The organism is Wolbachia endosymbiont of Nomada ferruginata (genome assembly GCF_001675785.1).
Taxonomy (GTDB): Bacteria; Pseudomonadota; Alphaproteobacteria; order Rickettsiales; family Anaplasmataceae; genus Wolbachia; species Wolbachia pipientis.
The window spans coordinates 1-24,682 of record NZ_LYUY01000007.1 but is presented as its reverse complement, the minus strand read 5'-3'; the positions used below and the strand labels follow the sequence as shown (position 1 = coordinate 24,682).

The 24,682-nt window shown below is 35.6% G+C and carries 27 protein-coding genes and 3 tRNA genes; 19 read left to right on the top strand and 11 right to left on the bottom strand.

The window, feature by feature from the left end:
- The 6 genes from BA053_RS00885 to BA053_RS07920 form a co-directional block, all read left to right on the top strand.
- On the top strand, positions 1-1,161 hold a 1,161-nt coding region (locus BA053_RS00885), incomplete at its 5' end, for a hypothetical protein (RefSeq protein WP_065106660.1).
- 211 nt (positions 1,162-1,372) lie between these two features.
- Positions 1,373-1,537 (top strand): hypothetical protein, encoded by a 165-nt coding sequence (locus BA053_RS07105; protein ID WP_167347022.1) that lies wholly within the window; start codon positions 1,373-1,375, stop codon positions 1,535-1,537.
- 112 nt (positions 1,538-1,649) lie between these two features.
- Positions 1,650-2,816: an aspartate kinase gene (locus BA053_RS00880; RefSeq protein ID WP_065095287.1), complete on the top strand. Its 1,167-nt coding sequence runs from the start codon at positions 1,650-1,652 to the stop codon at positions 2,814-2,816.
- Between the two features lie 91 nt (positions 2,817-2,907).
- Positions 2,908-3,111, top strand: coding sequence for an IS5 family transposase (locus tag BA053_RS06565; protein WP_007549940.1), 204 nt, complete (start codon positions 2,908-2,910; stop codon positions 3,109-3,111).
- Between the two features lie 158 nt (positions 3,112-3,269).
- Positions 3,270-3,707: a transposase gene (locus BA053_RS07925; RefSeq protein WP_369404175.1), complete on the top strand. Its 438-nt coding sequence runs from the start codon at positions 3,270-3,272 to the stop codon at positions 3,705-3,707.
- Positions 3,691-3,903 carry a hypothetical protein gene (locus tag BA053_RS07920; protein WP_065094389.1) on the top strand — a complete coding sequence of 71 codons (213 nt, stop codon included), beginning with the start codon at positions 3,691-3,693 and terminating at the stop codon, positions 3,901-3,903. The genes BA053_RS07925 and BA053_RS07920 overlap by 17 nt, the downstream gene beginning before the upstream one ends.
- Before the next feature lie 154 nt (positions 3,904-4,057).
- Here the strand turns inward: BA053_RS07920 and BA053_RS00860 are convergent, their stop codons facing one another.
- Positions 4,058-5,974 carry an ATP-dependent helicase gene (locus BA053_RS00860; RefSeq protein ID WP_065106659.1) on the bottom strand — a complete coding sequence of 639 codons (1,917 nt, stop codon included), beginning with the start codon at positions 5,972-5,974 and terminating at the stop codon, positions 4,058-4,060.
- Positions 5,975-6,101: 127 nt separating this feature from the next.
- The gene (locus tag BA053_RS00855) at positions 6,102-6,530 is read right to left on the bottom strand and encodes a WD_0964 family protein (protein WP_065094387.1); all 429 of its coding nucleotides are present in this window, start codon (positions 6,528-6,530) and stop codon (positions 6,102-6,104) included.
- Positions 6,531-6,762: 232 nt separating this feature from the next.
- Here BA053_RS00855 and BA053_RS00850 point away from each other — a divergent pair, with 232 nt between their 5' ends.
- The 8 genes from BA053_RS00850 to ccmE are packed head-to-tail and all read left to right on the top strand — an operon-like array spanning position 6,763 to position 13,729.
- The gene (locus tag BA053_RS00850; protein WP_065094386.1) at positions 6,763-7,350 is read left to right on the top strand and encodes an NADH-quinone oxidoreductase subunit J; all 588 of its coding nucleotides are present in this window, start codon (positions 6,763-6,765) and stop codon (positions 7,348-7,350) included.
- Positions 7,341-7,649: an NADH-quinone oxidoreductase subunit NuoK gene (nuoK, locus tag BA053_RS00845; RefSeq protein WP_006012916.1), complete on the top strand. Its 309-nt coding sequence runs from the start codon at positions 7,341-7,343 to the stop codon at positions 7,647-7,649. The genes BA053_RS00850 and nuoK overlap by 10 nt, the downstream gene beginning before the upstream one ends.
- Positions 7,650-7,653: 4 nt before the next feature.
- Positions 7,654-9,501 (top strand): NADH-quinone oxidoreductase subunit L, encoded by a 1,848-nt coding sequence (gene nuoL, locus BA053_RS00840; protein ID WP_065094385.1) that lies wholly within the window; start codon positions 7,654-7,656, stop codon positions 9,499-9,501.
- A gap of 3 nt (positions 9,502-9,504) precedes the next feature.
- A complete protein-coding gene (locus BA053_RS00835; protein ID WP_065094384.1) occupies positions 9,505-10,947 on the top strand; it encodes a complex I subunit 4 family protein in 1,443 nt (480 codons plus the stop codon).
- Positions 10,944-12,308: an NADH-quinone oxidoreductase subunit N gene (locus tag BA053_RS00830; RefSeq protein WP_065094383.1), complete on the top strand. Its 1,365-nt coding sequence runs from the start codon at positions 10,944-10,946 to the stop codon at positions 12,306-12,308. Before BA053_RS00835 ends, BA053_RS00830 begins: the two co-directional genes overlap by 4 nt.
- A gap of 17 nt (positions 12,309-12,325) precedes the next feature.
- Positions 12,326-13,219 (top strand): biotin--[acetyl-CoA-carboxylase] ligase, encoded by an 894-nt coding sequence (locus BA053_RS00825; RefSeq protein ID WP_065094382.1) that lies wholly within the window; start codon positions 12,326-12,328, stop codon positions 13,217-13,219.
- The gene (locus BA053_RS07820) at positions 13,216-13,353 is read left to right on the top strand and encodes a CcmD-like small membrane protein (RefSeq protein WP_167482792.1); all 138 of its coding nucleotides are present in this window, start codon (positions 13,216-13,218) and stop codon (positions 13,351-13,353) included. Before BA053_RS00825 ends, BA053_RS07820 begins: the two co-directional genes overlap by 4 nt.
- Positions 13,337-13,729, top strand: a complete 393-nt coding sequence (gene ccmE / locus BA053_RS00820) for a cytochrome c maturation protein CcmE (RefSeq protein WP_065094381.1) — start codon at positions 13,337-13,339, stop codon at positions 13,727-13,729. The genes BA053_RS07820 and ccmE overlap by 17 nt, the downstream gene beginning before the upstream one ends.
- Positions 13,730-13,801: 72 nt before the next feature.
- Here the strand turns inward: ccmE and BA053_RS00815 are convergent, their stop codons facing one another.
- From BA053_RS00815 to BA053_RS00800, 4 genes are all read right to left on the bottom strand, one after another.
- Entirely contained in the window at positions 13,802-14,176 is a 375-nt protein-coding gene (locus BA053_RS00815) for a hypothetical protein (RefSeq protein WP_065094380.1), read from the bottom strand.
- A gap of 123 nt (positions 14,177-14,299) precedes the next feature.
- Positions 14,300-14,614, bottom strand: a complete 315-nt coding sequence (locus tag BA053_RS00810; RefSeq protein WP_065094379.1) for a hypothetical protein — start codon at positions 14,612-14,614, stop codon at positions 14,300-14,302.
- 62 nt (positions 14,615-14,676) lie between these two features.
- Positions 14,677-16,203, bottom strand: coding sequence for a magnesium transporter MgtE N-terminal domain-containing protein (locus BA053_RS00805; RefSeq protein WP_065094378.1), 1,527 nt, complete (start codon positions 16,201-16,203; stop codon positions 14,677-14,679).
- A 212-nt stretch (positions 16,204-16,415) separates the two neighbouring features.
- Positions 16,416-16,491: transfer RNA gene (locus BA053_RS00800), tRNA-Ala, on the bottom strand.
- Positions 16,492-16,811: 320 nt separating this feature from the next.
- On the opposite strand from BA053_RS00800, the gene BA053_RS00795 reads away from it, so the two are divergent.
- Positions 16,812-16,884: transfer RNA gene (locus tag BA053_RS00795), tRNA-Lys, on the top strand.
- 19 nt (positions 16,885-16,903) lie between these two features.
- Positions 16,904-18,157 (top strand): NADH-quinone oxidoreductase subunit NuoF, encoded by a 1,254-nt coding sequence (nuoF, locus tag BA053_RS00790; protein WP_065094377.1) that lies wholly within the window; start codon positions 16,904-16,906, stop codon positions 18,155-18,157.
- 28 nt (positions 18,158-18,185) lie between these two features.
- On the opposite strand, the gene infC is transcribed toward nuoF, so the two are convergent.
- The 5 genes from infC to nuoI are packed head-to-tail and all read right to left on the bottom strand — an operon-like array spanning position 18,186 to position 21,496.
- Complete coding sequence (gene infC / locus BA053_RS00785) at positions 18,186-18,704, bottom strand: translation initiation factor IF-3 (RefSeq protein WP_065094376.1); 519 nt, start codon at positions 18,702-18,704, stop codon at positions 18,186-18,188.
- Positions 18,705-18,716: 12 nt separating this feature from the next.
- Complete coding sequence (thrS, locus tag BA053_RS00780; RefSeq protein ID WP_065094375.1) at positions 18,717-20,618, bottom strand: threonine--tRNA ligase; 1,902 nt, start codon at positions 20,616-20,618, stop codon at positions 18,717-18,719.
- Positions 20,611-20,898 (bottom strand): hypothetical protein, encoded by a 288-nt coding sequence (locus BA053_RS00775; protein ID WP_049973587.1) that lies wholly within the window; start codon positions 20,896-20,898, stop codon positions 20,611-20,613. Before BA053_RS00775 ends, thrS begins: the two co-directional genes overlap by 8 nt.
- Complete coding sequence (locus tag BA053_RS08265) at positions 20,892-21,014, bottom strand: hypothetical protein (RefSeq protein ID WP_255322257.1); 123 nt, start codon at positions 21,012-21,014, stop codon at positions 20,892-20,894. Before BA053_RS08265 ends, BA053_RS00775 begins: the two co-directional genes overlap by 7 nt.
- Positions 21,014-21,496: an NADH-quinone oxidoreductase subunit NuoI gene (nuoI, locus tag BA053_RS00770; protein WP_038199316.1), complete on the bottom strand. Its 483-nt coding sequence runs from the start codon at positions 21,494-21,496 to the stop codon at positions 21,014-21,016. Before nuoI ends, BA053_RS08265 begins: the two co-directional genes overlap by 1 nt.
- A gap of 222 nt (positions 21,497-21,718) precedes the next feature.
- On the opposite strand from nuoI, the gene mnmE reads away from it, so the two are divergent.
- The 3 genes from mnmE (at position 21,719) to BA053_RS00755 (ending at position 24,583) form a co-directional block, all read left to right on the top strand.
- Entirely contained in the window at positions 21,719-23,263 is a 1,545-nt protein-coding gene (gene mnmE / locus BA053_RS00765; RefSeq protein WP_065094374.1) for a tRNA uridine-5-carboxymethylaminomethyl(34) synthesis GTPase MnmE, read from the top strand.
- Between the two features lie 47 nt (positions 23,264-23,310).
- Positions 23,311-23,398: transfer RNA gene (locus BA053_RS00760), tRNA-Ser, on the top strand.
- 168 nt (positions 23,399-23,566) lie between these two features.
- Positions 23,567-24,583, top strand: a complete 1,017-nt coding sequence (locus tag BA053_RS00755; protein ID WP_065094373.1) for an NAD(P)/FAD-dependent oxidoreductase — start codon at positions 23,567-23,569, stop codon at positions 24,581-24,583.
- The last annotated feature ends 99 nt before the right edge of the window (positions 24,584-24,682 follow it).

The following is a 24,682-nucleotide window of genomic DNA, read 5'->3' as shown; positions in this document are numbered from 1 at the left end:
AAAAACAACAATATTGATAGCAATAGCATGTTGTTTGAGGTTTATAAAGATCCAACAATAAAATTAAAGGACAAAATCTTATTCTTCAGTATACACTTGATATATTACCTACAGCTTCCATTTTTGTATATTGCATCAAAGGTATCAGCTCTACGTGGGTTTCTTATATTTAATTTTGGTTTATTATTGTTAAATTATGCACTGCTAATTCCAGTAGCACTTCTTGAGTTAATAAAATATCCATCAGTAAAACTCTTTTCACCTTTGGGTTTGAATGTAAAGCAGCTAAGCTTTTTGTTTAATGTAAGTGATGTGGGTACTAGTAGTCAGAGCGTTCATACTAGAAGTTTTCAGCAAAGCGTTATTGAATGTGCCAAAAAATTAAAGGAAGAACATGGTACGCCGTTAAATGAGTTGGATGAAGAGTTTAAAAGTTATATAAGCGGTTTAACAAGTCAGCAAAAACGAATGATAGAACCTTATCTAAGATTGGATGGTTATGAAACTGGGGAGTGGGTAAATTGGGCAGATTCACAAACCGGATTGACATTGACACAGGCTATAAATTTAGTTTTAATTGCGGCAAGAAAGCAAAATGCAGATATAGAATTATTGAAGTCTATATTACTGGTTCGCTTTGAGGAAAGTAATCGCCAATGTGGTCCTGGAATGCTCAACCGTATCATTTATGCATTAAGTGGTCTTAAAGCGGAAAATAATTTTGCAGCTCAACTAGAGCCTCAGCCAATAGGAAAGTTGGCTAGTGATGCTACTAAAAGATTTCTTGAGAAATATGTGGATAAGCACTACCATAAAATAAAAGTTTTGAAAGAAAATTTTGATAATTTGTATTCACCAAGTTCTGGGGTGGATTTGAGCAGCGTGAGTGATGAAGTAAAGGATGGCATTTCTTATACAAGAGATGCTATAAAAGAATTTGTGTTTAAGGAATTATATGTAATGTTTTATAACGGCTATGGAAAAAAAGGTATTAGAAGAAGTGAGATAAAGCAAAAACTAAGGGAATTAATAACAAATGAAGTTGTAGATGCGGCAATATACTCTGAAATAGATGAGATAGAAATTCCTCCAGAACCACCTACTTATCTTGAAAAAGTAAAAACATTTTTTGGAGGTCATGCAAGGTCTTCTGCTGCTTAGTGGTTTAATTCGTGCTATATAGCTAAACTGACTTAGATTTACTGACAATTTTAAAACAATAAATTCGTCATTCCGCTACTAGTTAGCGGAATCTATACCGCGAATGAATCCATAGCTGTACGAACATTGTGATTTGAGAGCAATTTCCACAAGGGAGGATGTCATTCCAGTGCTTGGCACTGGAATCCAGCCTTTATTATGCAGCTATCTGGTGTACTTATTTAAAATTAAGTTTTCTGGATCTCAGTGCCAAAGCACTGGGATGACACCCTTCCTGGCGGAGATTATTCTCAAATCACAATGTTCGTACAGTTGTGGGCTTGACCATAGGATCCAGTCTAAAAAATCTGGATTCCAGTGTCACGCGCTGGAATGACAACTTAAATTGTTCAATACAATCATAAAATTTGTTTCAGTAAACCTAATTTGGGTTAGCTATATCTCTACAAAAACTATATTTTTCTTCAGAAGAGAGTTATATTGTAACTATGGACAAAATAATCATAAAAAAATTTGGTGGGACTTCGCTAACTGATTTAAACCGAGTTGCAAATTTGATAAAAAACGATATTGAGAAAGGTTGTAATGTAATCGTTGTTGTATCTGCTGTTGCAGGATTTACTGACCAAATGGCTTTTCAGGCTAGGCAAATCTCAAATTTAAGTTGCAGACAAGAGTTATCAGAGTATGACGTTATGCTTTCAGCAGGAGAACAAATCTCTTGCGGTCTATTAGCTATCACTCTCCAATCGATCAGAGTTAATGCTAAATCATGGCTTGCCTGGCAGTTACCAATTGTAACTGATGATTTTTATTCTGAGTCTAAAATAAAAACAATAAAGATTGACCGTGTGAAAAGATCTTTTGCTGAGGGTTATACTGCTGCGATCATCGCTGGTTTTCAGGGTATAAATGATGATAGAATCACTACTTTTGGAAGAGGAGGCTCTGATATATCAGCAGTTGCCTTCGCGATAGCCTTTGGTGTTAGAGCTTGCGAAATTTTTACTGATATTGATGGAATATATACAGCAGACCCGAGAATTGTTCCAAAGGCACGCAAGCTCAAATTTATCTCTTACGATGAAATGTTGGAAATGTCGTCATCTGGTGCTAAAATACTGCATAATCGTTCAGTACAACTTGCAATGAAACATAACATTAAAGTGCAAGTGCTATCCACTTTTAAGGAAGTAGAAGGCACCACAGTGCTACACAAAAGGGATGTACTAGAGAGATACTTAATTACTGGAATAGCTTATAGCACTAATGAAGCTCTTGTAACTTTCACTAACCTTGCAAATAACTTGCGTACTTTAAGAGATATAGCAGGAGCAAACGTTAAAATTGATATGATACATGGGTCAAGTTTTGTTATCTCCAAATTTGATATTGATTTAATGGAAAAGTTACTGAATAAGAATGAAAATTATGCTATAAACGATAATGTAGCTAAAATTTCAATAATTGGTATTGGTGTTATGTCTAACACTGAAGTGATGCACCGCACACTCAAGGTTTTAAGCGAAAAAAAGATAGAAATACTTGCTATCACAACATCTGAAATCAAAATCAGTATAATTGTTCAAAAAGAATACGCTGTAGCTTTAGTCAAAAATTTACATACTGAGTATGAGCTTGATATGCAGCACTAGGATAGGCTTGACGTCCAGTTGTCTAAGAGTATGTCTTGAAAAGGAATGAGGAAAAAAATATGATAGTGTAAGTAAAAAATAGGAGGGAAAATTGTATCCAAGTGATATAAGTGATAAGGAATGGGAAATTTTGGAGCCACATGTTGCACAAGGAAAGATAGGGAGGCCAAGAAAGCACAATATCAGAACAATTATTAATGCAATAAGGTATATAATGAGAGGTGGTTGTCAATGGAGAATGCTGCCGAAAGATTTTCCTCCATGGAAGACGGTGTATGACTATTTTCTCAGGTGACGTAGTAATGGCAAATTGGAAAAAATACATAATATGCTAGTAAAAGAGGTAAGAAAAATGTTTGGTAAAAATGAAACACCTTCAGTAGGAATAATTGACAGTCAATCAGTAAAAACCACTCAAAAAGGGGATCCAGAGGATATGATGCTGGAAAAAAAATAAAGGGTAGAAAACGTCATATTGTTGTAGATACAGTGGGCCTAATTATTGCGGCTGATGTTCATAGTGCAAGTGTTCAAGATCGTGATGGTGCTCTAAATCTTTTCACTCAAGCTAAATACAAGGCTCCAACTTTACGTAAGTTTTTTGCTGATCAAGGATACATAGCAAAACCGCTGTTTATTGGAGACAGGATACGATTACCAAGAAAGCTGTTGATGTTACAGGATTATTTCGACAATCTGGACCACAATTTAGCACTGCAGGCTATCAAAAAGCACACAGACTGCAAATGGGTCATACTGTATGTTGAAAGGTGGATGAAATCCCCTATTCAGCAAGCAGATGGCAGTAAGGTAGTTAGGGAAAAAAGGAGTTCCGCAAGGAGGTTCAATAAGCCCAATCATTTCAAACATATTTATGCACCATGCATTTGATATATGGATGAAACAAAATCACCCAACAGTACCATTTGAAAGATATGTGGATGATGCGATAGTGCACTGCAGAACTAAAAGACAGGCAGAATTTATGCGAGCAGCAATCGAAGAAAGATTGGCACAATGTAAGCTAAAATTGCAACCTGATACCAATGCCATTCCAAAACTCCATCATTATACTGCCTTAGTATAACCTTCTCACTTCTATTGTCTATTTGTTTGTTATGTAATAGAAATTGGTATGAGATTGAAGAATTAAGTGTGAACGGTTACAGAATTTTTGCCAGGAGAAACATATAGTTGAAGTAATTCAGATTTGTAAGATATGTTTATCTGCAATTATAGCTTCAACAGTAGGCAATGTTGCTTTTAATTACCTCAACATTTTCTCTTGGCAATTCTTTAATGAACCGAGAAGTGCGCATCGGTTGCCACTGGTTGTTAATTTCCCTCCTATCTGCACATAAAATGATTAACCTTTCTTTGGCTCTGGTTATGCCAACATATGCGAGTCTCCTTTCTTCTTCTAAAGCTTTACCACTTTTGTCATCAAAAGATCTTTGATGAGGAAATAATCCCTCTTCCCAACCAGGTAGAAACACGCACGGGAATTCAAGTCCTTTGGCTGCATGAAGAGTCATAACATATACAGTGTCATCGTTATTCATATTATCCACTTCCATCACTAGACTTATATGCTCCAAGAAAGTTGTGGCATTATCGAAATTTTTTAAAGATGAGATGAGCTCCTTGACATTTTCTATTCGTGCTAAGCCTGTTACCTCCTCATTTTCAAGCATTTCAATATATCCTGATTGGTTTGCTACGATTTTAACGAATTCATGCAGTGGTTTTACACTTACCATCTCTTCCCAAGCTTTAATTTTATTTAAAAAATCGTTGAGTGAGAGTTTAATTCTTTCGGTTACCTGATTACTATTAACTAATATTTTTGCTGCCTCAAAAAAAGAAATTTTATTATCCTGAGCAGTCGTGTATATTTTCTTTAGAGTTGTAGCTCCTATGCTTCTTTTTGGCCGATTTACTATCCTTTCGAAAGCTAAGTCATCGTTATTGTTTGTAACGAGTCTTAAATATGCAATTATATCCCTGACTTCCTGACGTTCGTAGAATTTTACACCACTTATAATCTTGTAGGGAATTGAATATTTTATAAAATACTCTTCGAGAACTCTAGTTTGAAAAGTGGCCCTTACCAGCACTGCAATGTCACTAAATCTGTATTTATTGAGCTTTAATATCTGTTCGCTTATGAACCTTGCTTCAGCTTTTCCATCCCATAACTTTATTACGTTTACCTTTTCCCCTTCAATGTTTGTTGTCCACAATTTTTTTTCTAAGCGAGTCTTATTGTGATTGATAACATATGACGCAGTTGCAAGTATGTGGGATGTTGACCTGTAGTTACACTCTAGTTTAACGGTTTTTGCATTTTTAAAATCATCAGAAAACTTCAAAATATTTTCAACTTCTGCACCACGCCAACTATATATCGACTGGTCATCATCTCCTACACAGCAAATATTTGAGTGCTCTTTTGCAAGGTATTTTAGCCAAAGATATTGTATCGCATTTGTATCTTGATACTCATCTACCATGACATATTTAAACTTATTTTGGTAGTAGGACAGAACTTCAGTCTTTTGATTAAAGAGTTGTATGTTATATAGCAATAAGTCACCAAAATCGACAGAGTTAAGGAATTTTAACCTTTCCTGATACTGGTGATAGACTTTGAGTGCAGTTACGTACACTGGCCTAAATGATTGAATATCTTCCACTTCAGGTGGCAATAAGCACTTCTCTTTCCATTGCTGAATAATATTCATAATGGTCTTACATTTTTCTGATAGGTAATCAGGGCTTATTTCATTAATAATATTTTTTATTACCTGTAATTGGTCATCCACACCAATGATTGTAAAATTGGGGTTTAAGCCCACAATTTCTGCGTGCAGGCGCAAGATTTTTGCTGCAATTGCATGGAAAGTGCCAAGCCATGGTATGTTTGTGCCTGTTAGCTCACGTACCCTTGATACCATCTCATTTGCTGCTTTATTTGTGAATGTAACTGCTAATATTTCATCAGAATAAGCGTGACCGTTTCTAATTATGTGCGCTATTCTTGAAGTAATCGTTCTTGTTTTTCCCGTTCCTGCTCCTGCCAGTATCAAAACTGGTCCATCTATGTTAGTTACAGCTGATTGTTGTTCTGGATTTAGCAGTGAGAGATAATCGTTCATCTTAGCCCTATAGATTATAACTTCGTAAAGTTAAACCTATGATCGAAATATTGTAAAGGTTTTATTGAATAGAACAGTTAAAGAATGCTTCACTCAAGTACTACATATTTAAACGTAGGTTTTACATCTATTTTGTTTTAGTAGTTTCAGGTGTATGTCGAGTAACAACAACTTGATTTGAGGTATTGGCACCAGAACTTCTGCTTGTTGGGTGGATAAGTGGAGTTTGGAATGACTTATATGTACGGTTTAGTTCCTTCATTTCTATTTCTTCAACTTCAACAAGGGGTTTTTCTTTTGGGGTATAGCGATTATGCGTTGCAGGTCGTTCAGTGAGATTTTCATATGTTTCTTTCAACCAAGTTCCGATATCATACATAAATCCATACGCTTTTTCTTTAAATTCTCTCAATGATCTACTGAAACTTGCTAGTGTGTTATTAAAGTAAATTGTCATATAGTCTCTTGTGGTATATTGATAACTTTCTCCATCTAGTCTGCTACTTTGTGCGTTAGAACTATTGTTGCTTTTGAAATAACCAAATATGTTGTACATTTTGAGCCGCCATTAATTACTAACATACACATATTATATATTGATAAATTAAAATAGTTAAGGATAAATTAAGGATTTAGTGTATTGATTAAGCACTTAGAGAGCGCTCTGTATAATAATTTAAAATGGAGCTGGAGCTTTGTAGTACAATGTTTTCAAACGTTTAATATAATATTGACTTTACCACGATAGTTACTTTAAATTAGTAACTATTGTTGCAGTTAAAGTATCGATGCCTTTTTTCTTTTATTTTTTTGCAATTCTTAGCATTTTATCTGCTGTTTGTGTAATTAGCGTAAGAAATCCTGTGCATGCAGTATTATTTTTAATTTTTACCTTCGTTAATTCTGCAGTTCTTTTTATTCTCCTTGGAGCTGAATTCATCGCTATGATGGTGCTGATAGTATACATCGGTGCAGTTGCAGTGTTGTTCCTCTTTGTAGTTATGATGCTCGATATTGACTACATAAGGTTGCGCCAGGGTTTTGCAAAGCATTGCACTCTTGGTGCTATGTTGTGTGTTGTGTTTTTTCTAGTCATCAGCTTTGTAATCCGCAGCTCAGCACCGAATATAAGCAATGTTATAAACTATAATACCAATAATGTGAAAGCTATTGGTAATTTGCTGTATACCGACTACATGTACGCTTTTCATCTTTCTGGTATTCTGCTGCTTGTTGCAATTGTCGGTGCAATTGCTCTTACTTTGCAGGACAAGAAAAAAGGAGTTAAAAAACAGAATGTATTAAAGCAATTGACACAATCTTCATCTGTAAAATTGATTAAGGCTAAATTTGGAAAAGGAGTAGAATGGAAATAGGATTAAATCACTTTTTGATAGTTGCTGCTGTTTTGTTCACTATTGGAGTGTGCGGTATTTTCATCAACCGTAAGAGCATAATCAATATATTGTTATCAATAGAAATATTATTGCTGGCAATTAATATCAACTTAGTTGCTTTTTCTGCCTTTATGAATGATATAGTTGGGCAAATTTTTGTGATGTTTGTGTTGACTGTTGCGGCAGCAGAGTCAGGAGTTGGGCTTGCAATATTGGTTGTATATTATAGAAGCCGTGGCAATATAGATGTTGAACAAGCAAATTTAATGAAAGAATGAAAGTATGATGGATATACTGAAATTAATAGTATTTTTGCCACTTTTTGGTTCGCTATTTGCAACACTTTTTAGAAAAAGTCAGTTAGTTACAACGGCAGGGATTGGAATATCTGCAGTTTTATCTTGGTATGTTTTTCTCACCTTCTCTGAAAATTATCACTTGAGTTTATTTCCTTTGTTTTCATTAAGTGTATTAAAAGTAAATTGGGCAATTAGTGTGGATGCTCTCTCATCCTTAATGCTTATTGTTATTACCACCGTTTCACTAGTAGTCCACCTCTATTCTATCGGTTATATGGAGCATGATAAAGGGAAGTCGAGGTTTTTTTCTTACCTATCGCTATTTACGTTTTGCATGATTGTGCTGGTTGTAAGCGATAATTTCGTGCAGCTTTTTTTTGGCTGGGAAGGGGTTGGCCTATGTTCTTATTTACTCATAGGATTTTGGTTTCAAAAATATTCTGCCAATAATGCAGCACTCAAAGCATTTGTTGTGAATAGGGTAGGGGACTTTGCACTATTGATTGGAATCTTTCTTATTTATTATACATTTAATTCTCTAGAATTTGCATATATATTTGATACAACTGATTTTCTTGGCACTCAAAACATTCGTGTGTTCTGCTGTGAATTTAAAATAATGCATATAATATGCATATTACTTTTTATTGGCTGTATGGGAAAATCCGCGCAACTTGGCCTACATGTTTGGTTACCAGATGCAATGGAAGGGCCAACTCCTGTTTCTGCACTCATTCACGCAGCAACGATGGTAACAGCAGGTATATTTTTAGTAGCAAAGTGTTCTCCATTGTTTGAGTTATCAAATGTGGCACGAGAATTAATAGTTATCGTTGGTGCACTTACTGCTTTTTTTGCAGCCACCGTTGCGATTACTCAGAACGATATAAAGAAAATAATTGCTTATTCAACCTGCAGTCAACTTGGTTATATGTTCATGGCATGTGGGCTTTCTGCTTACAATGTTGCTATTTTTCATTTAATGACACACGCTTTTTTTAAAGCTCTACTATTTCTTGGTGCTGGCAATGTGATTCATGCAATGCATCATGAGCAAAACATTCAGAAAATGGGAAATTGCTGGAAGAAAATCCCTTGCACTTACACTCTCATGTGGATTGGGTCTCTTGCGCTTTCTGGAATATTTCCATTTGCAGGTTTTTACTCAAAGGATTTGATAATTGAACATGCTTATAGCACGGATAGCTTTGCTTTTGTAATAAGCTTAGTTGTTGCATTCTTCACAGCGTTTTACTCTTGGAGGTTATTGCTTCTTGTGTTCCATAGCCAAAAACAAAGTAAAATTAATATACATGAGGCACCAAAGATTATGCTTATACCATTACTGATACTCGCTTTTGGATCAGTATTTTCTGGAATATGGGGAGCAAATATTTTGAACATAACTAGTAATGCGTTTTGGAAATCAAGTTTAGTGATGATTGATGAGCATGGAGTTCATAATTTCTTTATAAAACTACTGCCAACCTTAGCAAGCCTAAGTGGAATAGCACTTGCGTACCTAATTTACCAATATCAAGTAATTAGGCAAATTAAGAGTAAATTTTTACTTAAGTTTTTGCAGAATAAATGGTACTTTGATGAGGTGTATGAGTTTGTTATAATTGCACCGATAAGGTTTATATCTAGGCTTCTATGGAAGTTTGATGTTAAGGCTATTGATTCATTTGGGCCAAATGGTGTTGTAAGGTTGGTTAATGAATGTTCAAAAAGTTCTATAAAGTTACAAACTGGTTATATATTTGATTATGCATTTATTATGTTTGTTACTTTAATAATCGGTGCTTTATATATTATTGGAATTAAATAGAAGGTGTTGTTACTTAGTATATTTTTGCTTCCACTGATAGGAGCGTTGATTTTATCCTTAATCAGGATTAATCATCAATCTATACACTTAAGATTCCTTGCTCTATTTTTTGCTGTACTTCCATTTTTGCTTAGCATTGTAGCTTGTATAGAATTTGATTATAACGATGCGGACTTTCAGTTTGTCAGCTACCCAATTAGAAATGTTGGAATAGGGATAGATGGTATATCGTTGCTTTTCCTTCTGCTTACAACTTTCTTGTTTGTAATTTGTATACTCTACAACTGCAAAATGAGTTATACAACCCTTAGGCCATATATGGCATTATTTCTACTGCTTGAGAGTTTTGTAGTCGGTTTTTTCGTTTCACTGAATGCTATAAGCTTTTATGTGTTTTTTGAAGCTGTTTTAATACCAATGTTCTTTATTATTGGCATCTGGGGAGGAAAACACAGGGTATATGCAACGTTTAAGTTGTTTCTTTATACATTAACTGGCTCATTATTATTTCTACTTGGATTGGTGTACATCTATAGCACTTTTGGGACGTTTAATATACAAAAATTAGCTACATTAGTGCCAAACCTTGATCTTGAAGTGCAGTCATTGCTGTGGATTGCATTTTTTATTTCTTTTGCAGTAAAAGTACCGATGTTTCCATTTCACACTTGGCTTCCTGATGCACATGTGCAATCACCAACTTCTGGATCTGTGATTTTAGCTGGCTTGCTTATTAAAATGGGGGGATATGGATTTTTAAGGTTTTCTATTCCAATGCTTCCTCAGGCAAGTTTGTATTTTTCAAATTTCGTTGTTGTGCTGAGCATTATTGCGGTGATATATGCTTCGCTAGTTGCGTTTGCTCAAGATGATATAAAGAAGTTAATAGCTTATTCTTCAATAGCACATATGGGGATCGTTACCGCTGGCCTCTTTTCATTTTGTGAGGAAGGAGTACTGGGTAGCATATTTCAAATGATTAGTCATGGCCTTATTTCTGCTGCTTTATTTTTATGTGTTGGAATGCTATATACTCGAACTGGGACTTTGGAGATTGCAAAATATTTTGGCATAGTAAACACAATGCCAAAATTTGGTTTTATGTTCATTTTATTTTCAATGGCTTCAATAGGGCTACCTGGAACATCTGGGTTCGTAGGTGAGTTTTTGGCTATGATTGGAATGTTTAAGAGCATAGGGTTTTTTACAGGATTTATCGCACTTGGCACTATTTTAAGCGCAGTTTATATGCTGAATTTATGTAAGCAAATAATATGGGGGGTTAGCTATTCTAAATTATTAAATAACCGCTTGGATAGCATAGAATTTTCTGTCTTAATTCTGCTTGCAGTGTTTGTTATTTTGCTTGGATTCTACCCAACCCTTGCACTGAATTATTTGAAGCCATGCATGGCAAATTTGTTAGTCAAATATAATGCGCTATGAACTATATACAGATATTGCCGGAAACGTTCTCTATTATCTCCTCGTTAGTGTTGCTGCTGCTTGGGATTATATTTAACCGCCGCACTATCAATTTACTAGCACTTGGCTGCACAGTGGTAACCTTGATTATTTTAATTCTTTCGGCAAAAAACAATGAAATTTTTCTCTTTAATTCGTTGTTAAAACTCAATTTATACATCAGGTCAGCCCAAGGGTTAATTCTCAGCACAGGAATTTTAATACTTTTGATGCTGAATTTATCAAAATATGACTATAAATATGAATTTTCAATACTGATTCTTTTTGCACTGTTTGGCATGATAACTTTGGTTTCAGCAAATAGTCTGATTTCTTTTTACTTAGCTTTTGAGTTGATGAGTATATCTTTATATGTTCTTGCGAGCTTTAATAAAGATTCAGCTTATTCATGTGAAGCAGGAGTGAAATATTTTACACTCAGTGCATTATCTTCCTGCATTATGCTATATGGAATGTCGCTACTTTATGGATATACAGGACAAGTCAATTTCTCTGAGCTCGGTTCATTCTTGCAAAGCCATCAGATAACTTATGGAATAGTTTTTGGGTTAGTTTTTATCCTTATTGGTTTGTGTTTCAAGCTTGCTATTGCTCCTTTTCATATGTGGGCTCCAGATGTCTATCAAGGTGCACCTACCATAGTAACTGCGTTTTTTTCTACGGCCCCAAAAGCTGCACTTGTAACATTTTTAATTCGATTGATGAATGAAGAGTTAGTAAATGTAAAAAGTTATGTTCAGCCTATTTTCTTATACGTTTCAGCATTGTCTGTGCTTATCTCAGCTTTTGGGGCCTTGCGTCAGCAAAACTTAAAAAGGCTGCTTGCTTACAGTTCAATTGGTCACATTGGTTTTATATTTGCTTCACTTTCTATTTTTACACAAGCAGGAACAGATAGTGCCTTAATGTATCTGGTGATATATATCATCACAAGCATAGGGCTATTCTCATATCTCGTACAAATTGACGATGACGATTGTGATATTGCAAATTTATCTGGTATAGGGAAGAAACGCCCAATTGTAGCATTTCATCTTTCTGTGCTGTTACTCTCGATGTCGGGAATACCTCCACTTGCGGGTTTTATCGCTAAATTTTTTATATTCAAAAGTTTAATAAATTCTGGCTTTATCAGCCTGTCCTTGATTCTTGTAATAGCAAGTGTGATATCATGCTACTATTATTTAAATATCATGAAAGTTATGTATTTTGATAAAGCTAGTGGTAATAAGGTTGCTTATTCTAAGGGCCTATTCATTATCACTTCGGTGGCTTCACTGATTAACCTCGTTCTTTTCTTGTACGTTTTACTCACTCATTGAACTAAAGGGCTGACAAAGTGACCCCTGAGGGCTTTCGTATTCATCATTACAAAGAAGTTTCAAGCACTAATAAAGAAGCGTTGGATTTAATTGGGAGAGGAATATCTAATGAAACTATTATTATTGCCGACAAACAAACAGAGGGTAGAGGGCGCACTGGAAAAAACTGGATTTCTCCAGAGGGTAATTTTTATGCGAGTTTGGTGATAAACCTCTTTAACGATTATCTGAATGAAAGCCAGCTTTCGGTGTCATTCCAGCGCGTGACGCTGGAATCTAGAAAAAAAGAAGAATGGATCCCAGTGTCAAGCACTGGGATGACATCAGAGGGTACTGGGATGACATCAGAGGGCATTGGGATGACAGAGAAGGGTTTGGTGAATAAAATTGCGGATGTTAGCAAATTAACAGAATTGACTTTTGTTACTGCCCTTGCTGTTGGCAACACATTACTGTCACTTATAGCTGATAGTAACGTTCAATACAAATGGCCAAATGATGTCTTAGTTGATAGTAAAAAAATCAGTGGAATATTGCTTGAAAAAAGATCCAATTCGAATTGGCTCATTATAGGAATTGGAATTAATGTCAATCATGCACCACTTCCAGGAACAACGTGCATTAGCAATTACGGTGAGTCTGTGTCTAATACAGACCTGTTAAAAGAATTAATAATAAACTTTAATAAGCTAAGAAAGCAATGGCTATTTGATGGGTTTTATGCTATAAGAAAAATGTGGTTAAAAAAAGCATTCAAGATGAATGAGCAAATCAGTGTAAAGTTAGCTGACAAATTGTATGAAGGAATTTTTGCTGATATAGATAAAAGTGGTAAATTGGTGTTGCAGCAAAAAGATGAAAGCTTAATTTATTTTGATGCAGGTGAGTTATTTATTGATAATGCATTATGAATACATATGTAATTTTTGCTTACCTTATTAGTTTTACGTTGATTACCGGAGAACTGATTTTTACCATTTCTTGCTATATTAAAAGTAAAAAAATTCTAGAAAGCCTAAAAGATAATAATGAAGAAGAAACATAAGCGATTACTTATAACTTCAGGAATTTTCTGCTTTTTAAGCTGCATAGTCTTTTTTATTTTAACAACGCTCAAAGAAAATATCTCATTTTTCTATACAGTAAGTGAAGCCATAGTCTTGCCAAATAATCAAAAGCCAATCCGTGTTGGTGGAATGGTTGTTGAAAATAGCGTGATACGGAGCGAAAGTGAAGTGATTTTTCAAATGACAGATTTTAACAAAAGCGTTATGGTGAAATATCAAGGGATACTTCCACCAATGTTTTCAGAAAAAAGTGGTATTGTTGTGCAAGGTAAAATGTTTGATAATAGTACCTTTCTTGCAGATACGGTGTTTGCAAAACATGATGAGAACTATATGCCGAAAGTTTTAAAATAGATTCCTTAACCTAGCTATATTGAAATGGTATGTAGAGAGAGTCACAGCCTAGAGACTATTACTCTTTCCAGTTTAACCCCAATCTGGTTCATTAATGGTATTGTTTTCTAATTCCTCTACTTTTGTCTGTAAGTTATTCAGGCTCTGTACTAAACCACTATTTTCATTACCAACCTTTGTAATTAGCTCGTCAAGCTTACTCCTTTCTTCTGTTAGCATGTCATTTAATTGACTGATAGAGTTGCTATTGTTATGCAATACATCATCCAATTCAGGAACGAATTTCGTGTTCAGCTCTGCGATTAATTTATTTAAAGCTTTGTGGACATAACCAAGCTGCGCTGGATTTCGCGCAACTGTTTCATCATAACCTTTAGGTTTGGTGTTAACTTCTATTTTGCTTATTACTTTAAGTTCGCTTTTGCTTTCTTGTTTACTATTATTCATGCTAACTCCTATAAAAAATTATAATTTTAAAATCAATTCAGCTACATTGAAATGGTATGTGAAAAAAGTAATAGCCCACTGGGCTATTACTTTTTCTTATTTTTGCTAATTATTAGCTATTTTCTATCCTAGTGGATTTAACTCTGGAGAAAAAAAGGTGTTGGGATTTGTTATGTCAGAATCCGTGAATGAATCTACTTCATCTCTCAATTTATCGATTTTCTCAATTAAACCTGAATCTTTATCACCAATTTCCTTCTTTATTGTAGATAAGTGCTGTGTGGTTTGGCTTACTACATTATTGATATGTTTTATTATGGAATTGACTGATCCTACAAATGTCGAAGTTTGTACCATCCCTTTAGTTCCTGATATCTCTTTTAATGGTGTCTCAATTAACTCCACATTAAATTTTTTATCTTCTGTTAAATTACTCATACTTATTAACTCCTTAAATAATAATATTAAAAATAATGTTATTCATTATCTTCTGTAATCTGCTAAACAGATATGGAGTAATCCTGAACAGTATAAGCATCATTACTGTTAAGGTAATACTCTTCATTTACTACAGAAGAATGTTGATAGCTAAATTGATTGGGGTTAACTATATCATCACCTTCCAGCAATTCCTTAAGTTCTTCAAGTTTTTCTTTCATTTCCTCTTGTTTCTTGTTTTGTTCATCAAACTTCTCTTTTAATGCATCAATAATAGCTTTGGACTGATCCTTACTGCCAAGATCACCAATCACAGCTGTTACTTTCTCATAAGGCAGCTTGTGAATAATATCTTTAAGCTCTTCTGCGCCTATGTTATCCAAAAGTTCTTTAAACTGCTCATTAGACATATTGTGAGCAAAAGCTTGAAGTTTTTCTGGGTTGTCAGCTAAAGACTTAATGATAACCTGAATCCTATTAGAATCAGTTAAATCTTGAGCAATTAATTCGAGTTTCTCATGATCAAGCTTATTAACTAAGTCTTTCAGTTGGTCTTCTTGCAGACTATTTACTAAAGCTTTCAACTGATCACCTTCTAATTCTTTGGAGAGTATTGTCAAGTGGTGCTCAGCCAAGTCTTTTGCAAGCACTGTAAATTGCTCGTCATTTAAAGTTTTAATAAGTGCTTTGAACTGATCCACTTTTAAGTGAGGTAAAATTTCTTTTACTTGCTCTGAATTTAATTTTCTCACTAGAGCTTCAAGCTGAGTATCATTTAAAATAGGAACAATTATTTGTAACTTTTCTGGATTTAGTTCCTGAGCGAGGGTTTTTAGCTGGTGATTGGTTAGATGATCCACTAAAGCTTGGAGTTGTTCATCTGTTAAGTTCTCTGCTAAGGCCTGCAACTGGCTTGAGCTCAGTTCAGGAATTATTTTTTGCAGTTGCTCGTTACTAAGAGTATTGGCAAGAGTTTTTAGTTGGTCGTCTGTTAGGCCCTGAATAAAAACTTTGGTAAACGTGCTTGATAGCAACAGTAGCACATCTCTTATATGTCTCTCACCGTAGTATAACATAATGTCTTGTAATACCTTATTGTCAGGTGAATCGATTATATTTCCTGCCTCGTCTGAAAAATAATATTTATTGTTGCCAGTATCTGAATCTTCCCATGTTACATATTTGTATTCCAATTTTTTTGATTTAATAGAACTGCTACACATAGTTTTGAAAGGCTGCACAAGCTCTCTTGTATATGATAACTTAGCCAACTCATTACCGTAATATACAAATGTATGGTTACTTTTTACATAATCTAAGTTAGAATCACTTTTATAATCTTTGGCTACCAGATTTCCTTCATTTTCTTCCTCCAGACATATGTAACTGTCTAGGCAAGAACTGCTGCAAAGTTTTATAGGCAATAAGCCTAGTACTACATCGTTTTTATCATCCAGCGATACAAGCTCAACTTTTTTAATAGGCATTGTAGGATCATTACCTTCAGGCCACTTTATCCTTGTAGTCGGGGTTTTTCTAAACACCTCTTTTCCAGGTATCATCTTAAAAACATGCTTTTTTCCACTCATAGGCGTTACCAATAAATTAATTGTTAGTATTCTAACATTTATTGATTAATTTATTGTTAAATTGGTATATATTACAATTGTAATAACCAACATTACTTGTGTAGAGAAAAGTTACGAAAAGAAATAGAGATTTTCAGGGAAGTAGTATAAAATCCTCATAGATTAAAATAAGCTGCTTTGACAGGTTTTGTGGCGGCTAGAGCTGTATAGACTGGTGGAGGCAAGCGGGATCGAACCGCTGACCTTCTGCGTGCAAAACAGATGCTCTACCAGCTGAGCTATACCCCCAGGTAATTCTTGCTTAAAGCATAAATCACTCAGGCTGAAATGCAAGAAATATTTATCTATTAGGCTATTGCTAAATAGTGTACAAATTCTGCAGGGTGTACACACTTCTCTATTTTTTTGTCTCCTTAGCGTTATACGTCACACCATCCAAATAAATCTGTGAACTGAAAATTAACAAGAAGTTTTCCTTTAAAAATTTTTTAACTAAATTATCACTAACGCAGTATATTATATAATTTATTTAACCACACATGAAAATTTTAGTTTGATTAAAACGGATAAAAACTGTATTGATGTTTAGTATAGCTGAAAAATGAAATGATCCCGTAGCTCAGCCGGTAGAGCAACTGACTTTTAATCAGTGGGTCACGTGTTCGAATCGCGTCGGGATCACTCACAAATTTTGAAAAACATGCTAAAAGAACAAGACAAAATATTCACCAACCTAAATGGTAAAGGAACTCCACTACTTGAGGGTGCAAAAAAACGTGGTAGCTGGCAAAAAACAAAGGAGTTACTGGATTTAGGATCAGAAAAGATCATTGATGAAGTAAAGAAATCTGGTTTGAGAGGTCGAGGGGGTGCAGGATTTTCCACCGGCCTTAAGTGGAGCTTTATGCCCAAAAATCTCCCAAAAGCATATTTAGTAGTCAATGCAGATGAGTCAGAACCTGGTACATGTAAAGATAGAGATATATTGCGATATGAGCCACATAAGTTACTTGAGGGAATTCTCCTGGCCAGCAGAGCGATCAGCGCATCAGTTGCGTATATTTATATCAGGGGTGAATTTTATAATGAATATTTAGTTCTAAAAAAAGCACTTGAGGAAGCCTATAAAGAAAACTTAATTGGAAAAAATGCCTGCAAATCAGGTTATGATCTTGATGTGTTTATCCATAGGGGTGCAGGAGCTTACATATGTGGAGAAGAAACAGCTCAACTTGAATCAATTGAAGGAAAAAAGGGCTTTCCTCGCATGAAGCCTCCATTTCCCGCAGGTGTTGGACTTTTTGGCTGCCCAACCACAATAAACAACGTTGAAACTATAGCCATGGTTCCAGATATTCTGAATCGCGGAGGAGAATGGTTTGCATCTCTTGGTAAACCAAATAATACTGGTACCAAGGTCTTTTGTATTTCAGGGCACGTAAACAACCCGTGTAATGTTGAAGAAGAGCTCGGAATTCCATTACGTGAATTAATTGAAAAATACGCAGGTGGAGTGCAAGGAGGTTGGGATAATTTACTTGCTGTAATACCTGGTGGGTCTTCAGTGCCATTAATTCCAAAATCTATATGTGATACTATTGAAATGGATTTTGATTCATTAAGAACTGCACAATCAGGGCTTGGTACTGCTGCTGTAATAGTGATGGATAAATCAACTGATATAATAGCTGCAATAGAGAGGTTATCACACTTTTATATGCATGAGTCCTGTGGACAATGCACACCATGCCGTGAAGGTACTGGATGGATGTGGAGGATTATGAAGAGGATGGTGGCAGGAGATATTAAGCCTGATGAAATAGATAAGCTGCTTGACCTTACAACTCAAATAGAAGGACATACAATTTGCGCGCTTGGCGATGCTGCAGCTTGGCCGATTCAAGGATTAATAAGACATTTTCGCCATGTTATCAAAGAGAGAGCGATAGTTTAACTTTACTTATACTTCTTAAGCCGTTTTGCTACTTAGCAACCAGAGCTAAAAAATATTGATTCCCTTCTCTTTTAGGTGCCAATTCTACCTTTGCAATATCTTCAGTGTCTCGAATTAGCCGTTCTAATTTTTCCAGTCCAACTTCAGTGTTTATAAGCTCTCTCCCTCTAAATCTCATTGTGACTTTAATTTTATGTCCGTGGGCAAGTAAGTCTCTTGCTTGACGCAATTTTGTTCCGTAATCGTGATCACCAATATTGGGACCCAGTTTAATTTCTTTTATAGTTAATGTTTTTTGTTTCTTTTTTGCTTCACTTGCTTTCTTTTTTATATCATACTTTTGTTTGCTATAATCCAGAATTTTACATACTGGAGGGGTTGAATCAGGTGCAATTTCTACCAAGTCTAAACCAACACCCTGTGCAAGCTCCAAAGCTCGTTCTATTAGCACGATTCCGACCATTTCACCACTATGATCAACTAAGCGTACCTCCTTAGCTGTGATGAATCCATTAATTCTGTTTTTATTGTTCTTTTTAACTTGCAAACTTTAACTCCCTTAATTCAAATTAATACTTTTTAACAACAATTCAATAGCCTTCTCCAAAGAAAAAGACTCCTGTCTTTCCGATCCTAAATTTCTTACTGACACAGTTTTACTTGTAACTTCATTTTTGCCTACAATCCACAATATAGGAACCTTGTTTGAACTATGCAAACGTATCTTATAACTAATTTTTTCATTGGTCAAATCAGTCTTGACTCTCACACCTTGTTCTTTTAAAATATTGCTAATTTCTGTGGCGTAATCGTCAGCTTCATTTGTAATGGTCAGAATAGCAAGTTGCGTTGGAGCAAGCCAAACTGGAAATTTTCCTGCATAATTTTCTATCAAAATTCCGATAAAACGCTCAAAAGTCCCAAGAATTGCCCTATGTAACATGACAGGGTGATGCTTGTGCCCATCTGCCCCTATATAAAAAGCTCCCAGACGTTCTGGTAAAATGAAATCAACTTGTAATGTTCCACATTGCCAATTTCTGCCTATTGCGTCTTTCAAAACGAACTCTAACTTTGGACCATAAAATGCACCTTTACCAGGGCTCAGTTCATAACTCAAGCCCGCTTCTTTAACGGCTTCAAGCAGCGCTTTTTCAGCTCTATCCCACACTTCATCATTACCTGCTCTAATATCTGGACGGTCTGAAAATTTCACAAAAATTTCATTGAATCCAAGCTCTGAATATACTTCTTTTAAAAGGTCACAAAACTTTATAGTCTCAGAATTCACTTGTTCTTCCATACAAAAAATGTGTGCATCGTCTTGCGTAAAACCACGCACTCGCATCAGTCCGTGCAATGAGCCTGAGCTTTCATTTCTATGGCATGTGCCAAACTCTGCCATACGTATTGGTAAATCACGGTAGCTCCTGGTGTGAGAATTAAAAATCTGCACATGACAAGGACAATTCATGGGTTTTATTGCTAACTTTTTATTCTCAGATTCGTCAACAATAAACATATTTTCACGAAACTTATCCCAATGTCCAGATCTTTCCCACAGCTCTTTACTTACTAAAATAGGAGTTTTTACCTCAAAATAGCCATTATTTATTAGCTTCTTTCTGATGTAAGACTCAAGAACATTATATAGAATATATCCTTGTTCATGCCAAAAAACCTGCCCAACAGCTTCCTCTTGGATGTGAAATAAATCCATATCCTTAGCAATTTTGCGGTGATCACGTTTTTCTGCTTCTTTGAGGCACTCAAGGTAAGCGTTTAATTCATCCTTATTTCTCCATGCTGTGCCATATATTCGCTGCAACATTGGGCCCTTTGCATCACCTTGCCAGTATGCACCCGCTACTTTCATAAGTTTAAACGCTTTAACTCTACCGGTTGATGGTGAGTGCGGACCACGGCATAGGTCTACAAAATCGCCTTGTCTATAAACAGTTAGGTTTTCACTCTCTGGTATGGATGAGATAATATCAACCTTGTATTTTTCGCCTATACCACTAAAGAAATCAACTGCTTGCTTGCGAGTCCAAACCTCTCGAACAAATCTGTGATTACTTTTTACAATCTCTTTCATTTTCTTTTCTATTGCAGCCAGATCATCCGTAGTGAAGGTACGATCTGTAGCAAAATCATAGTAAAAACCGTCCTGAATTGTTGGGCCGATAGTAATCTGAGTATTAGGAAATAGCTCTTTCACTGCCTGCGCCATTATGTGAGCAGCATCATGCCTTATTATATCTAAACCCGCTTCGTCACTCAGTTGTATTACCTCTATCTCTGTATCAGATTCAATTTCACGTGAGAGATCATATAACTCACCATTTACTTTCAATGCAACTGCTTCCTTTAAAACATTCGGCTGTAGTATATCAAAACCAGTAACTTTACCACTGTATTCTTTTACTTTTTGTTCGGTTGAAAAAGTAATCCTAACCATAAATAAACCTATACGGACATGTAGCTTGAAGGCGGTTTGCTTCTTCCAACGGTGTCATCCCAGTGTCACGCACATAGCCATACGAACATTCATTTTCGAAGGTAAATTGCACAGCAAATGGTGTCATTCCAGTGCTTGACACTGGAATCCAGCTTTTTTGTAATTTCATTGAAAATGTTGTATAGTGTGCTTGTTCACAATCAATTTTACTGGATCCCAGTGTCAAGCACTGGGATGACACCTTTGTGTTTGAGGCAAAACAGGCTATAACATTTAACATACTGCCCTCGCAAACAAATGTTCGTACAGTTGTGTATCAGCTACTGGGATGACACCACCCCTAGTGGGCACTGCCCCTAAATCATAATGGATAACAGGGTTATAAGCTCTGAACATTAATAATAAGGCCTATTCTTTTTTAACCTGAGTGCAATTGCGTCTTCCCAAACTTCACCATTACGCAATAACTTTTCTTTATTGTACATTAGCTCCTCTCTTGTTTCAGTAGCAAATTCAAAGTTAGGACCTTCAACAATTGCATCAACTGGACATGCCTCTTGGCAAAGTCCGCAGTATATGCATTTTGTCATATCAATATCATAGCGCGTGGTGCGGCGACTACCGTCTTCTCTTTCCTCTGCTTCAATAACTATTGCTTGAGCAGGGCAGATAACTTCACATAATTTACAAGCTATGCATCGTTCTTCACCGTTTGGATACCTACGCAACGCATGCTCACCACGAAACCTTGGACTTAAAGGGCCCTTCTCCATAGGATACCTCAAAGTAACCTTTGGCTTAAACATATATTTTAATGTAATAACAAACCCTTTAATTAACTCTACAAAAGACCAGTACCAAGCTAATTTCTTGAGCATAAAATATTTAAAACTTGTGTCAGTCATTATAAATCATATTATCAGTTTTCAAAATAAATATTTTCACCTGGGTGACTTTTACAGCTTTTCTATATAATACATTCACTAGTATGATAGTACTGCATTAATATAAACTAGCAAGATAGATAAAAATTTTGAATATTTTCAAATTAGGTATTTTGGTTTCTTAAGTGTAATATTGCTAAGTAGTTTATATAAATAATGATAAACACAAATGAAACTATTTTCGCTTTGTCGACCGTATTTGGTAAGTCAGGAGTTGCAGTAATCAGAATTTCAGGCAACTACGCGCTTAAAGCTTTAAATCATTTTCATATTAAGAAAGAAATTAAACCAAGATTTGCTACTTTAGTTGATCTATATGATGATTCCAGTCAATTGATAGATAATGGAATAATCATCTATTTCCCTGCTCCAAACAGTTTCACTGGCGAGGACGTTATAGAGTTACAAGTGCATGGAAGCAAGGCAGTTATAAAAATCATCTTGGAGGAATTATCAAAAATTTTCGTTATGGCCAGGCCTGGAGAATTCTCACTTAGGGCTTTTCTAAATGGTAAATTTGACTTAACTCAAATAGAAGGGATTGCAGACTTAATTGATGCTGAGACGAAAATGCAAGCTAAACAAGCGATTAAGCAGATATCAGGAGAATTGGAGAGACTATACAGCAATTGGAGGCAAAGATTAATAACGATACAATCCAAAATCGAAGCATATATAGACTTTCCAGAGGATGTTTGGACAGAAAAAAATGAATTGGAAAAAATTAATAATGAAGTGCGAGCTCTTGTGCGGTTGATACAAGAGCATTTAAATGATAATAGACGGGGTGAAAGGTTGCGTGAGGGTTTACATGTTGTAATAACTGGTAAACCAAATGTCGGTAAATCAACTCTGTTTAATTTCTTAGCCAAGCGTGATATTGCTATTGTTTCTGAATATGCAGGCACAACAAGAGATATACTTGAAGCTCATATTGACATTGGTGGATACCCAATCATTCTCTCTGATACTGCTGGAATTCGTGAGAGTTCAGATCCAATAGAATCAGAAGGTATAAGTCGAGCGAAAAAGAGGTCTTTTGAAGCTGATTTAAGAATAGAACTATTTCCTTTTGAACAACGACACGATGTCAATTATCAAGCCACAGGCAATATACCATCTGTAGTACCAGTGCTTGACACACAACTATGCAAATATTGTAATCAACAAACGGTGTCATCCCAGTGCTTGACACTGGGATCCAGATATAAAAATACTTGCAAATTATGCAATAGACAATGGATTCTAGAAACATGTGCTGAAAACAATGTTCATGATGAGATAAGCTGGATTCCAGTGTCACGCACTGGAATGACATCAGACCAAAATGACACCATTTATGTTCTGAGCAAAGCTGACAATGCAGTTAGTGAAAAAAATATACTGGTTGGCGATGTAGATTTTCTACCTATTTCTATTTTAAAGGGAATAGGTACAAACAAGTTGATCTCCCTCATAAAAGAGAAGGCAGAGGAGAAATTTGGGCATGATAGAGACACTCCTGTGATTACTCGGCAAAGACATAGGAATCACATGAAGAAGGCACTGGAACATTTACAACGTTTTAATATCGATAATCCAATTGAGTTGATATCTGAAGACTTGAGGCTTGCTGCATTTGAACTTGGTGCGGTGATTGGAATTATTAATGTTGAGGAAATATTGAACAGTATATTTAGCAACTTTTGCGTGGGCAAGTAAAGCTTTTATAGATTGCTTAAAATCAAATGTTGTGATAGAAAAGAAATGGACGGATGGCCGAGCGGTTTAAGGCACCAGTCTTGAAAACTGACGTACGTGATGAGCGTACCATGGGTTCGAATCCCATTCCGTCCGCACAGCATCTCGCTATGCTAGCTGATTTTTAGAGCTTATTTGGACTATGTGGTTCATAACGCTGGAAATCTTGTCTAATCTAGCCACATCTTTTAAAAATACATCCCTTTGTAAATTGACCTTGTTAGCAAAGAAAGCTAATATCTATAAATAGATCACCATCTGAATATGGAAACCGATATCGTAATAATAGGTGCAGGGCCTGTTGGAATATTCACTGCTTTTCAAGCGGGAATGCTTGATATGAGATGTCATATAATAGATGTTTTGGATCAAGCAGGAGGACAATGCACAGCTCTTTACCCAGAAAAGCCAATATATGATATACCTGGTTATCCTGTAATTACTGCCCAAAAATTAATTGAGCGACTAATGGAGCAAGCTTCACCATTTGGGCCTGTTTACCATTTAAGTCAAAAAGTGGAAAAGATTTCAAATAACGAAGGTGAAAACTTTACTATCATAACGAACATAGGTACAGAGGTAAAATGCAAAGCCATTATTGTTGCTGCAGGTAACGGAATGTTTGAATCTAACCGTCCACCCTTAAGTGGTATATTAGAATATGAAAATAAATCTGTATTTTATAGTGTAAATAAAATTTCCGATTTTCAGGACAAAACTATAGTCATTGCAGGGGGGGGTGATTCTGCAGCTGATTGGACTGTAGAACTTTCTAAAGTTGCAAAGAAAATTTATGTGATACATAGGAGAAAGGAATTTCGCTGCACTCCTGAAACTAGAAATAAATTAGAATCACTTGAAAATGATGGAAAGATAGAACTGGTAGTGCCATATCAATTACACGAACTAGCAGGAGGTAATGGGCAGTTGAGCGCAGTGATAGTAAAAAACATTGCCTCTAAGGAAGAAAAAGAAATATCCGCTGATTTTTTGCTGCCATTTTTTGGACTGTCAATGAATCTTGGTCCAATAAACAATTGGGGTATACAGTTAGAACATGGCCGCATAGTTGTTGATCCGGCTACCTTAAAAACCAGTAGGGATAGAATATATGCAATCGGAGATATAGCTACTTATTCAGGCAAACTAAAGTTAATATTAAGTGGTTTTGCCGAGAGCGCAATGGCTTGTCATGACATATACAAAGTAATCCACAACTCTCCAGTCAATTTTCAATATTCAACTTCAAAGGGAATCCATGGAAAAGAAAAACTTGCTTGACACCCTTCGCCGGCCCCCTTATCATGACAGTGAAGCTATTGTATTTGCTTTCGCCAATCTGCAGATTAAAAGGTAAGGATTACTTAATGTATCGGCGTC